The following is a 13,280-nucleotide window of genomic DNA, read 5'->3' on the forward strand; positions in this document are numbered from 1 at the left end:
TATTCTTATTCATTCGGTCATCACATAAGGTTTATTAAAATGACTCATCTATTGCACCGTCACTGCCATGCTGAACTTCCTACTGTCTCTTCAGGTGATGGTGTCTATTTATTTGATACCGAAGGTAAAAAATATTTGGATGGTTGTGGTGGAGCTGCAGTGTCTAATTTAGGACATAGTCATGCGACGGTTAAAAAAACTATTATTGAGCAAGTTGAAGCTATTCCTTTCGCTCATACTGGTTTTTTTACTAATCAGCCAAGTGAAGACCTGGCAACGTTACTAACAGACTTAGCGCCTGATAATCTTGATCATGTTTATTTTGTGAGTGGTGGTTCTGAAGCGGTGGAATCTGCTTTGAAGATGGCCCGTCAGTATTTTGTTGAAATAGGTAAACCTAATAAAACACAATTCATTGCGAGACGTCAAAGCTATCACGGTAATACGCTAGGTGCGCTTGCAGTCGGTGGTAATGAATGGCGAAAAGAAAACTTTAGGCCTTTATTGGCAGAAGTTGAGCATGTCTCTCCTTGTTATGCCTATCGCGACCAACGAGAAAATGAAACTGAGTTAGCTTACTCCCATCGTGTTGCTGATGAACTAGAAAGTAAAATATTAACAATGGGTGCTGAAAATGTGATGGCATTTGTTGCTGAACCAGTTGTTGGCGTAACGGCTGGCGCACTACCTGCTACGACTGGCTATTTTAAACGTATTCGTGAGATCTGTGATAAATATGATGTCTTGTTAATTCTTGATGAAGTGATGTGTGGCATTGGCCGTACGGGTAATTTTTACGCCTTCGAACAAGATGAAATTGTGCCAGACCTAGTGACGATTGCCAAAGGGCTTGGCGCAGGTTACCAACCAATTGGTGCTGTTGTTGTGAGTAATGAAATTTACGATGCGATGGCTAATGACAGTGTTTAATTAAGGATAATATCAATCTATGAGCATAATACTCAAAGATTAAAATATTAAGCTCTCAAAAATGAAATTAATACTTAAAATATATTGCTCTATTTTGTTGCAAAAGAAATAAAAAGTGCACCAAAAAAACACACTTTAAGTGGTTGATTAACAATCATTATGTGTGATTTTAAATCAGTTAAGTAAGTAAGTGTTTGAGAGGCCACATATTTTAAGTGGTAGGCTTGATTCTTGCTTGCCTATATAGGAAAGTAGCACTGAAATGAAACCTAAAAGGAAGTTAAATATGTTTATTAAAAAATTAGCTATGGCGGCTGCTGTAGGCGCAACGTTAATGACAACATCTGCTTTTGCAGAAACTAAGCACGTTGTTATCGGTACTGGTGGTCAAACTGGTGTTTATTATCAGGTTGGTGGTGCTATTTGTCGTCTAGTTAACAGAGGTACAGCTGAGCATGAAATCAATTGTACACATAAAACAGGTGGTTCAGTTACTAACATCAATGGCCTTAAATCTGGTGATCTAGATATGGGTGTTGCTCAATCAGATTGGCAGTTCCATGCTTACAATGGTACAGCGCCAGACCAGTTCCCTGATGGTGCATTTACAGAATTACGTGCTGTTTTCTCAGTACATGCAGAACCATTTACGGTAGTTGCTCGTAGTGATTCAGGCATTAAGACCTTTGATGATCTAAAAGGTAAAAAAGTAAACGTTGGTAACCCAGGTTCTGGCTCACGTGGCACAATGGAAGTATTAATGGCTAAGATGGGTTGGGAAATGAGTGACTTTGCAGTTGCTTCAGAACTTAAATCATCAGAGCAAGCTGCCGCTTTATGTGACGGAAAAGTAGATGCAATTATCTTCACTGCTGGTCACCCTAACGGTTCAATTAAAGAAGCAACAACGTCTTGTGATGCTATCTTAATTCCTGTTAATAATGCAGTGGCTAAAAAATTAGCAGCTGATAACCCATATTACGCAATGACTAGTATTCCTGCTGGCATGTACAACGGTACAGATACAGATACGGTTACTTTTGGTGTTGCTGCAACGTTTGTTAGCTCAACTAAAACGGATGAAGAAACTGTTTACCAAATGGTTAAAGCAGTATTTGAAAACTTTAAGCGTTTCAAAAAGATGCACCCTGCATTTGCATACTTAAAAGAGAGCGATATGATTACTAAAAATCTATCAGCACCTCTTCATGACGGTGCAGTTCGTTACTACAAAGAAAAAGGCTGGATGTAATTAACCAGTAAATTAAACACAGCGGAAGTAGTGATACTTCCGCTGTTTTTTTTTTAAAATACGGCGTTAAAAGAACATTTTAAAAGAAAATATACCCAAGCTACTTTAACTCGAAGTACTATTCGAAGTGGTTTGGGTATAAATACAAGCAATCTAAAAGCATCAAACACGCATCATATAGAGTGGTTTAATTTTAAAAAATCGCAGAGACATGCGTATCAATAGGAAATTTCTGATGACTGAAAAAACGTTAATGAGCGATGAGGAACTGCAAGACCTTGTTGCTTCTACCGACACGGGTGGGCGAAATCCAAGCAATAAATCAATAGTAAAACTGATAACTGGTGTTGCACTAGCTTGGTCATTATTTCAGATCTGGATAGCCTCTCCTTTACCTTTTACATTTGGTTGGGGTGTGTTTTCAAGTGGTGAAGCAAGATCGATTCATTTAGGCTTTGCTATCTTCTTAGCTTTTCTTTCGTACCCAGCATTTAAAGCCTCTTCAAGAAACAAAATACCCATGGCCGATTGGGCGTTAGCGATTATTGCCTGTCTTTGTGCGCTTTATCCACTGATTGCTGACTCAATGATTGTTGATAGCTTATTTGGAATGCGTTTGAGTGACCGACCAAGTGCACCTAAACCTTTTGATATTGGTGTCGCCATTGTTGGTATGTTAACGCTTTTAGAAGCAACAAGACGTGCATTGGGTCTTCCCTTAATGATTGTTGCGATGATCTTCCTAGGCTATACCTTTTTAGGGCCTTATGCGCCTGAGCTTATCGCTTGGAAAGGCTCATCATTTGGTGGCGTAATGGATCACCAATGGTTATTTTCTGAAGGTGTTTTTGGTATTGCATTAGGTGTTTCAACCGATCTGGTATTCTTATTTGTATTATTTGGTGCACTATTAGACCGAGCGGGTGCAGGGAATTACTTTATTAAGGTTGCTTTCTCTTTGATGGGACATCTACGTGGTGGACCAGCAAAAGCAGCCGTTGTTGCATCGGGTATGACTGGGCTTATTTCTGGCTCTTCTATTGCCAATGTAGTGACAACGGGTACTTTTACAATTCCAATGATGAAACGTGTTGGATTCTCTGCCGAAAAAGCAGGGGCAGTTGAAGTTGCTTCATCAGTAAATGGCCAAATTATGCCGCCAGTAATGGGAGCAGCTGCTTTCTTAATGGTGGAATACGTTAATATTCCTTACTTTGATGTTGTAAAACATGCCTTCTTACCTGCGATTATTTCGTATATTGCATTAGTTTACATTGTTCATTTAGAAGCTGTGAAACTGAACATGCAAGGTCTGACTCGAGAAGATACCGGTAAAACAGCGAAAGACGTATTGATTTCATGGGCAATGACACTATTACCTATCATTGCACTTGCTGGTGGTGCTTTTTACCTTTCAGAGCTTTATGAAGCCTTAGCAACACCTGCTGCAAGAGTAAGCAGTGTGTTAGCCGTGATAGCAATTCAGTACTTTGTATTTAAAAAGCTGAAAGCTAACACAAGCAAAGATAAGCTTGCTAAAACCATTTCTACTGGTGCAATTGTACTAGGTAATATGGTGATTGGCGCCTTCGGATTATTCTTTTTAATTAGCATTTTAAAATCTTTTATCGCGCCTGATTTTATGTTTTGGACGATAGCTGCACTGGTCCTTGTTACCTATGTTGTACTAGCTAAAATCAGCTCTGCTTACCCTGATTTAATAATGGATGATCCAAATTCACCAGTGTTAAGTCTTCCTGAAGTTGGACCAACGGTTAAATCTGGTTTGCACTTCTTATTACCTGTTGTTGTGTTGATCTGGTGTTTAATGATTGAACGTAAATCGCCAGGGCTTTCAGCATTTTATGCAACAGCGTTGATGTTATTTATTCTGTTAACACAACGTCATCTGTTTGCATTTTTCCGCAAAAAATCAACATCAGGTATGGTTAAACAGGGGTTTAATGAGTTAGTCGATGGTTTAATTACTGGTGCTAAAAACATGATTGGTATTGCGATCGCAACAGCTGCCGCAGGTATTATAGTAGGTGCTGTATCGCAAACAGGTATTGGTCTAAAGCTAGCTGCTCTCGTTGAGTTTCTATCGATGGGGCATATTATGCTGATGCTATTATGGACTGGTATTCTTAGTCTAATTTTAGGCATGGGCTTACCAACCACCGCTAATTATATTGTTGTATCTTCTTTACTCGCGCCTGTTATTGTTAGTTTAGCGCAGCAGAATGGCTTGATTGTACCGCTTATCGCAGTCCATATGTTTGTATTCTATTTTGGTATTATGGCCGATGTAACACCTCCTGTTGGCTTAGCTTCCTTTGCCGCCGCCGCGGTATCCGGAGGTGACCCTATTAAGACGGGCTTTATTGCCTTCTTCTATTCCCTACGAACCGCCTTATTGCCTTTCTTGTTCATCTTTAATACAGACTTGTTATTAATGGATGTGACCTTTATGGAGGGGATCGCAGTATTTATTATCGCCACCATGGCAATGTTGATATTTACAGCCGGAACCCAAGGTTACTTTGTGGCTAAATCAAGACTATGGGAGTCTTTTGCGTTATTAATTATTGCATTCACTCTATTCCGTCCTGGATTCTGGTTAGATTACGTTATTCCACCTTATGATGAGCGACCTGGTACTGAGCTAGTGAACGTTATGTCAGAAGTAGAGCCAGGAACAGAGCTTCGTATTCTGGTTAATGGCCAAAATGATGTTGGTGACCCAGTTACATTAACTATGTTAATGGAAGTGGGCGAAGGCACAACAGGTGAAGAACGCGTAGAAAACTATGGATTAGAACTGCTTCCACAGAGTGATGGTTCAATCATGGTTGATGGTATTGGCTTTGATAGTACGGCTGAGAAAGTTGGTTTTGATTTCGACCAAATTATTGTAGATGTTGGTGTACCTGTAGTACGACCTGCTAAACAATGGTTCTTTATACCTGCACTATTATTGCTTGCTCTGATTATTCGACTACAACGTCGACGTCGTGACAAGGATGGTCCTGCATTAGGCAATACCGATAAAGGCACTAGCCAAACCGTTAGCGCATAAAGTATTCGGTTAATATAAGCATCCGTCATCAATGTATTGATGACGGATGCTTATTTGATTATGCTATTCATACCCGTTAGATCTTCCTCTTTCTGCCTAGCATCTGTCACTTCACCGCTTACTGGATTTTGTACCTTGAATGGTAACGGGTATATACCAACAACACTAACTAACCTCTTTTTATTTATTCCCCTGCAGACGATGACAAGTTAAATATTGTTCTTCATTTGATTTCATTTTGCGTGCAACACTAATACAAAAAGAATTAATAAGATGACCATTCTTGCTGGTTAAAATCACCCCTAACTGCGTTGTGAGTTTTGAAGTGAGAACAACTATCTCCTACAACTCACGCCTTATTAGTGTTAATTTTTCCTGCTCAAAATTTAGATCACTTATTTAATGTAATCGATATAAATACGAGTTTAAAACTTCATTAATTACTCTTTATTTTTATGCACTTTTTGTATTTACCTTCTTAAATTTATCCATGGTGAGTAAGTTCTCTACCTTTAATTTTTCTATTTTTCTGAGGGACATAGTTAGAACCTGTTAATACATATTTTTATGGTAGAGTGCGCAACCTGAGATTAGCATGATGCCTAAACTCATTTAAATAGAGCGAGCTTGACCATCGTTTTTATGGTGTGAGTTAGCTGATTGAATATTAATCAAATATTAATTAAATATGGAGCAGGTTTTTTCTATTCATTAATGCGAATAGATAAATACCGTCATTTATGAAATTTAAATCGAACAAATACAGTATTGAATCCACCGATTATCAAGTTGGTCAGGATAACATCAATAAATGGGGCTTTGATGTCCATAACACCGTTTTTACGGTTTCCGTAGGCTTATCAATTATTTTTATCGTCTCATTATTAATGCTAGATCCTGCCGTCGCAAAAGCGGGCATTGATTCAATTAAAGGGGCAGTACTCTCTAATTTTGACTTCCTATTTATGTGGGGAGCAAACGCTTTATTGTTGTTTGCTGTTGTCATCGCATTTTCACCTTTAGGTAAAATTAGACTAGGTGGTGATAACGCCAATACTGACTATTCAACAATGTCATGGATTTCAATGTTATTTGCTGCCGGCATGGGCATTGGGTTAATTTTCTGGGGAGTGGCAGAGCCTACCGCATTCTTCACTAACTGGTATGGTACTCCGTTAAACGTTGAAGCCTTTACACCAGAAGCTCGTGAACTTGCATTAGGTGCAACGGCTTTCCATTGGGGGCTACACGCTTGGGCTATCTACGGTATGACTGCACTTTGTTTAGCTTATTTTGTGTATAACAAGGGCTTACCACTCTCAATGCGTTCTGTTTTTTACCCTATTCTAGGTGATAGAGTGTGGGGAATAACCGGTGATATTATTGATATCATGACAGTATTAGTGACCTTATTTGGTTTAGCAACATCACTTGGTTTAGGTGGAACACAAGCCGCCAGCGGTATTAGCCATGTGTTTGGTTTCGAAAACAGTCTTTATCTTCAGCAGGCCATTATTGTATTAATTATGGGCTTAGCTATTCTGTCTGTCACGCGTGGCATGGATGGCGGGGTTAAGTTATTAAGTAATCTCAATATGGTTATTGCTTTTGTATTCCTTGGGTTAATTGCTGCATTGAATTTCACAACCGTATTAGATTCTTTGGCTACGGCTGTGGTTGGTTATGTGAAAAATATTATTCCTTTAAGTCAATCTTCGGGCCGTGATGATACAGCATGGTTGCATGGATGGACTGTATTTTATTGGGCGTGGTGGGTTGCTTATGCGCCTTTCTTTGGGATGTTTGTTGCACGTATTTCTAAAGGACGTACGATCCGAGAGTTCCTTGTTTGCGTGTTGGTTATTCCTACGGTAGTAACAACGCTTTGGATGTCAGTATTTGGTGGCGTAGCGATTGAGCAAATCATTGATAATATTGGTTTACTAGGTGCAGAACAAGGTATTAGCGATGTATCGCTAAGCCTCTTTTATATGTTAGACGCTTACCCGATTGGTGATATTTTATCAGTGATCGCAGTGGTACTGATTGTTGTTTTCTTTGTGACAACTCTAGACTCTGGTTCTATCGTTATCGATAGCATGACAGCAGGTGGTAAGTTAGAAGTACCAATGAAACAGAAAATAGTCTGGGCTGTTATCTCTGGCGTGATCGCCATGGTGATGTTGTGGATTGGTGGAACCCAGTCTATTCAAGCACTGCAATCAATTACTATCATCGCAGCACTGCCTTTTACTATCATTTTACTGCTTGGTTGCGTTAGCTTGGTGAAAGGGTTACTAACTGAAGTAGAAAAACCAAAATCAGTGATTAAATAAAAAGAAAAGTAATTCTATAAGCAACCCCAAAAGCAAATGCTTAGCTGATATTGAGGCTTTATAATGAAACTCTCTTGTACTCTGTATAAGGGAGTTTTTTGCGTTTAGGGACTGATTATATTTCAGAACTAATTCGAGTCCCTAAATTGCCATTTTTACAAGTGAAATAAGTCAATTAATTAGTGTGATTGTTGTTAGTAATAAATTTGATAACAGACTGTTTTATAGGTTTGATTTTTAGTCTATTGTTGGCATTCTATTGTTTTTTGGAGTGCTATCGGCGTACCGTTATTTTTAGATTTTAATGTTAAGCTATAAGGCGTACTGGGTTGAACGGGTTTTAGTTATCGCTCCAATTGGCTGCATTAATCTCTAACTTCAAAGCTAATATCTAGATCTATTTTATACTTTTCATTTAATTATATTCACGACAATTTTTTCATTTTCTAGGTCGCTAAGGGGCACAAACCGAGATAGGAAATTTTACTGCGTTTATCTGTGAAACTAATCAATTTCAGTTTAATAAAGTCAAAAGGCAAGACGCGACCCGATTGACACTGAAGTGATTCATCGCCTAAGGAAAACACAAATGGGAGCTGTGGGTACGCATTTTTCGCCTTAAAATTCCTAGATCGATAAAACAAAAGAGCAAAAGGCAAGAACGGCCCCCAGAAACTCGATATATGATATGTTTTAATCTTTTATTATTCTAATTATTAAGATTGAACTGAACTTATGACGCAAAATATAGAATCAGCAATTAAACCCACTCTTCATCGGGGCTTTCCACTTCCTATATGTGACCTTTCTCCTGATTCTTTTGAAGACTTCGTCTACCAAGCGTTATCACTATTAGGTAAATCAAAACGATTTGAAATGCAAAGTGGTCGGCAACCTTCTGGCGATCAAGGCTTTGATTGCACAGCTAAGACAAAAGGAAGCAATGAACTAATTTGTATCCAGTGTAAACGATACAACACAACATTACAGAAAAAAACAGTTGCAGAAGAGGTTATTAAAGTTGCTTTAGAGGGGATCTTAAATAGATCAACGGTTAAACAACATTATATAATAACTTCAGGAACCGTATCTGGAACTTTACGTCAAATACTTCGTCAAGATAACTATTTATCACTTAAAGACGAATGTAAAAAAATAATAGAAAACGAAAGATTCCAGCCTGCACTATTACAGAAGGTAAAGAATAATAGTATTGATCCAATAAGTGCCGTAAAAAAATATATAGATTCTTTAGATCAATTATTAGTATGGTCTGGTGTGGATTTTCAAAATGAATTGCTCTGCATATGGAGTAGTTTACATGATGTATTAGAAAAAAACTTTTCAATCGAGGCTGTATTAAAAGATAAACCAACGCCCGACTTTAATCTCAATGTATATCTAAATAAAAAATTGGAAGAAGAAGTAAAATTAGCTCCTTTGTACTATAACCAATCACTATTACCGAACAACTTAAAAAGTGAAATTAAACTAGAGAGATATGGAGATTCTGTTTTTTCAATAGATGCAATAATATCGTTGTTAAAGCAAAGTAAGTGTATCGTTTTATCTTCTCCAGGAGGCAGTGGAAAGTCAAGCTCGCTATCGATAATTGAAAAAAAGTTAGTATGCATTCAAAGTGACGTAGAGTATATCCCTGTTAAAATAAAGCTGAGAAGTTATTCAAGAAACACATTAAATAACATGATAGAGCATGAACTAGGAATAACTTATGGATCATGGAAAAGCCTACCATTTAAGTTCATTTTTCTTTTTGATGGGCTTGATGAAATGTTGCAGCATGATACACAAGCATTCTATGACAATCTTGCTTCTACGGTAGGGGGGCATAACTATATTCTTACAGTGAGAGATACTGGGATAGGCGTTGAGACAAGTTCTAAATCTATTCATGCTTGCTTCTCAATTCAACCATTATCGTATAGAAGTGCTTTTAACATCGCTAGTGATATATTTAAAGGCGATGAGCTATTAGGTTTCTATTCTGAATACAGAAACAAACTTAGTACTATTGGCTATAACTTCCTTTCATCCCCTTTTGTTTTGTCATTATCTATAGATTATTACAAGATAAATAACAGCTTACCTAAAAGTATAGAAGATGTTATTGAAGATTGGATATCAAATAAAATAAAAAGCGATAAAAAAAGGGTTACAGATGTAACTATAAAATTAAATAGAGTTCCAGTTAGTAAAATTGAAGAGGCCTTCTCATTAATTCTTTATAAAGCTAGCTTTGAGAAAAATATTACATCAATATCTGAAGACACTTTCATAGAATTAATAGAAGAGTCTTATGATGAATTAGCTTCTTACAAGGGGCACTTAACAAGGCTATTGGACCTTCATGAGTTCATCTCTATGGTGCATCATTATGAAATTTTATATCAAAATACTGATGGCTATTACACAACCCCACACGCAATAATATCTGACTACTTGTCTTCTAAATTACTTTCTAGAAAATGGCGTAAATATAAATCTACATTTATCAATTCACATTACGATATTTGGTTATATTGCAGTAATTTCATAGTTAATGAAGATAGAGAAGATTATTTAAATACAGTGTTCAATTTTGATATTTGCCTAGGAGCAAAGATTGCAAATAAATTTCAAGGAAGTTACACAAATGAAATCCAAAATAGACTTTTAAACCTTGAGCAATGTAGCAAAGTTCTTACAAGAAGCAATGCCATTTCTGCGTTAGGAATATTGGGAACTGAAAGTTGCTACAATAGGCTAAAATCCCAAGAGGGGTATCAAGACCAACACCACCCCTATCAAAGGCTCCGAGCACTAGCACTTAATGGTGATAGAGAGATTTTGCTTAAAATAATTAGTGAAAATGAACATCAAGTACAAGCTCCAATAAAAATATCTGGAGGTGAATACGATTTATGGTTTAATTCTCCTCCTGCAATTATTACTGACATTGCTAGAGGTCGTGTTGAAGAATGGTTGAACAACAAACGGCCTCCCTTATGCATGAGTTTACGGACTCTTGCGTTATTTGGAGATAGTTTTGATATTAATATGCTAATTTCTGTTTTAGAAAATACCGATGAGGAACAAGAGTTTTACGATGCAGCGAAAGCCCTTTTTCAAATAGACAATAACTCTCTCATTGAGGCTCTCTCAAAGATAATAACTGAAAAGCAATCAACTTTATACTGGGCAAAACAATTCCTTTTTTCAATAGGGATTGAGTGCAGTGTGGATGATGAGTTTAATTACTTTATAGAGCAAAGTGAAAAAAAAGAAGAAGAATTAGCGAGAGATGAACACTTGTATTCATTGGGTAAGCTAGTTGATTTTATTAAAAAAACGAAGTTAGATGATAAAAAAATAAAAATATTGATAAGCGTTTATAAAAGCCTAGGGTTTAAAGATGACTTCTACTACAACCGTTTAATATGGAGTTTAGCAAGAAATGGAAAACCTGGATCTTTTTTGCCTATAGTAGCACTCGCTTATGAAAGAAAAATTCCAGAAGAAATCAATAATGCCATATGTTATCTTTCTTATTCCGATGAGTTAACTATAGATAGCTCCCTAGAACAAAAAATAGATGATTATTTCGAATCCCTCAATGGTAAATATGAAGGGATATTCCAATATTATATCCATTATTATTACAAACATAAGTCTAAAAGTTTTGCTCTTAGTTTAATAAACAAAAAAATAACAGAAAAACTAAGGCATTTATCGCCAGAAAGCATAGCTAGAGAAAATTATATTGGTTCTTTCTTTGAATATAATATGATTTTTGATTTTCTATCAGATAAAAAATGTGAAGACATAAACTTATGCGAAAAAGATGCTATAAAATTCTTATTGATAGACACTGAATGCTCAGACGATAATAAGATCATTAAGCTTAAAATACTTTCTTCCATTGATAAGGAAAAGCTTAATTATTACTCTAATAGAATAATCGATCCAGATGTAAAAATTAGTGCAATTAACTACTTGCTTATCAACGACTTAGCTTTCTCTCCTATATCATTTATGGAAAAATATTTATTGATACTCCTATCGCACTACATGTTCTACCCGACAATAGAACATGTTTGCAAAAACGAATGGGATGACAGATTAGCAAATTTGTTTCTAGAGTCCTTTATTGAATATGATTGGGACCATATTAATGCGCAGATGTTTGAAAAGTACATAAATGTGTTTCTAACTTTGATAACGAAAGAACAATTAGAAATTTTCGAAAAAAAGCGAGTTAAGCCTATAAGTCTTTGTATAGAAAGAATTTATAAAATTTGGTTGGAAAGCAACGATATTAATTAATAGAAAGTAACGTAATTCATTAATTAGTTGTGTTAGTACTATTTAGCTCTATAACTATAGGTCTCTAACTCGCTTTGGGGCGAAAGCGACTTAGTGATTAGATATAATTTAGAGATAGAATCTTATCCAATGAAAAATAAAAAATTATTGGACAGCCACTCATTTAATTAAATAATATCAATAAGTTAACAAGTTAAAATGAACAATATGGTTAAATCCCTCCATTGAGTTTTTCTGAATTAATCACTGCCTTTAGTAAGCTAAGGCAGTAATTATACGACTGTATTGGGTTATGAGCAGACGTGCTAGCTAAACTCGCCACAGAGATGTGGCGAAACACCAAGTTATAATGAGTTATAAAGAATGAACGACCGCAGATGAGCCATCAAAACATCGGGATATTTTAAACTGAAGCTTTATATATTTCGTTAATCGCTGTTGCTAACAATTTATCAAATTCTGCTGGTGTTTGTTTTGCTGATAAATCTGAAAGTAGCGCACGTGAAAAGCTTGCAATTAAATTAGGATTTTTTGCTAATAATGTATTGGCTTCTTGACGACTATACCCGCCAGATAAAGCGACAATACGAACGATATGAGCATCATTCATTAATGTGCTATAAACACCACTAACCGTTGGTATAGATACTTTTAACATTATTTTAACTGAGTTATCTAATTGCGATAGTTGCTTTTCAATTTCAGCAATGAGCATTATTTCAGCTTCTTTTTTGCTACTACTATGAATATCTACTTCTGGCTCAAGAATTGGCACTAGCCCTGCTGCAGCTATTTGTGTACCAACTTGGATTTGTTGTTCTACAATTTTTTTAATAGAAGCTGCATTTGCTTCATGTATTACTGAGCGCATTTTTGTTCCAAAGATATTCCTATCCTTCGCTCTTTCTAATAAACGATCTAAATCTGGCATCGGCTTCATTAACTGAACGCCATCCTTTTGTTCTGCAAGTCCTTTATCTACTTTTAGAATGGGTACTATGCCTTTTTTATCCCATAAATAATCGCCTGTATACAACCCCTCTATTTTTCTATCCATTGTCTTTTCAAATAATATAGCAGCTAAAATATGTTCAGAGGTAAAAGATTGGCTTTGTATTATTCGACTTCTCATCGCTTGGACTAAGTCATACATTTCTTCTTCAGAATGATATTCACTTTCTTCAATACCATAGCCTTTTAACGCTTTTGGGGTGCTCCCTCCACTTTGATCAAGTGCAGCGATAAAACCTTTTCCTGTTCTCATTCGTTCTAATTGTTTTTTATTCATCGAAAACCTCCAAATAATAAATATCAGTAACCGTTAATATTATTATCATTCAAAGTGAGCTTATTTTTGCTT

At 36.3% G+C, this 13,280-nt stretch carries 6 protein-coding genes; 5 read left to right on the plus strand and 1 reads right to left on the minus strand.

From position 1 onward, the window contains the following. Nucleotides 1-39: 39 nt before the first annotated feature. The 5 genes from GQR59_RS00330 (at nucleotide 40) to GQR59_RS00355 (ending at nucleotide 11,920) form a co-directional block, all read left to right on the plus strand. Entirely contained in the window at nucleotides 40-930 is an 891-nt protein-coding gene (locus GQR59_RS00330) for an aspartate aminotransferase family protein (protein WP_160060205.1), read from the plus strand. A 286-nt stretch (nucleotides 931-1,216) separates the two neighbouring features. Then, nucleotides 1,217-2,182 (plus strand): TAXI family TRAP transporter solute-binding subunit, encoded by a 966-nt coding sequence (locus GQR59_RS00335; RefSeq protein WP_160060206.1) that lies wholly within the window; start codon nucleotides 1,217-1,219, stop codon nucleotides 2,180-2,182. Nucleotides 2,183-2,417: 235 nt separating this feature from the next. Further along, nucleotides 2,418-5,261 carry a TRAP transporter permease gene (locus GQR59_RS18420; RefSeq protein WP_201287993.1) on the plus strand — a complete coding sequence of 948 codons (2,844 nt, stop codon included), beginning with the start codon at nucleotides 2,418-2,420 and terminating at the stop codon, nucleotides 5,259-5,261. Nucleotides 5,262-6,001: 740 nt separating this feature from the next. Next, nucleotides 6,002-7,597, plus strand: coding sequence for a BCCT family transporter (locus GQR59_RS00350; RefSeq protein ID WP_160060207.1), 1,596 nt, complete (start codon nucleotides 6,002-6,004; stop codon nucleotides 7,595-7,597). A gap of 735 nt (nucleotides 7,598-8,332) precedes the next feature. After that, on the plus strand, nucleotides 8,333-11,920 hold the full coding sequence (locus GQR59_RS00355; RefSeq protein WP_160060208.1) for a restriction endonuclease: 3,588 nt from the start codon (nucleotides 8,333-8,335) through the stop codon (nucleotides 11,918-11,920). Nucleotides 11,921-12,323: 403 nt separating this feature from the next. On the opposite strand, the gene GQR59_RS00360 is transcribed toward GQR59_RS00355, so the two are convergent. Next, nucleotides 12,324-13,208 carry a fructose bisphosphate aldolase gene (locus GQR59_RS00360; RefSeq protein ID WP_160060209.1) on the minus strand — a complete coding sequence of 295 codons (885 nt, stop codon included), beginning with the start codon at nucleotides 13,206-13,208 and terminating at the stop codon, nucleotides 12,324-12,326. Between the last annotated feature and the right edge of the window lie 72 nt (nucleotides 13,209-13,280).

It is taken from the genome of Psychromonas sp. L1A2 (assembly GCF_009828855.1).
GTDB lineage: Bacteria > Pseudomonadota > Gammaproteobacteria > Enterobacterales > Psychromonadaceae > Psychromonas.

What these genes read in the sequence shown, in the direction of transcription:
- GQR59_RS00330 (WP_160060205.1), top strand. Translation starts at nt 40, where the DNA reads ATGACTCATCTATTGCACCGTCACTGCCATGCTGAACTTCCTACTGTC.
- GQR59_RS00335 (WP_160060206.1), top strand. Translation starts at nt 1,217, where the DNA reads ATGTTTATTAAAAAATTAGCTATGGCGGCTGCTGTAGGCGCAACGTTA.
- GQR59_RS18420 (WP_201287993.1), top strand. Translation starts at nt 2,418, where the DNA reads ATGACTGAAAAAACGTTAATGAGCGATGAGGAACTGCAAGACCTTGTT.
- GQR59_RS00350 (WP_160060207.1), top strand. Translation starts at nt 6,002, where the DNA reads ATGAAATTTAAATCGAACAAATACAGTATTGAATCCACCGATTATCAA.
- GQR59_RS00355 (WP_160060208.1), top strand. Translation starts at nt 8,333, where the DNA reads ATGACGCAAAATATAGAATCAGCAATTAAACCCACTCTTCATCGGGGC.
- GQR59_RS00360 (WP_160060209.1), bottom strand. Translation starts at nt 13,208, where the DNA reads ATGAATAAAAAACAATTAGAACGAATGAGAACAGGAAAAGGTTTTATC.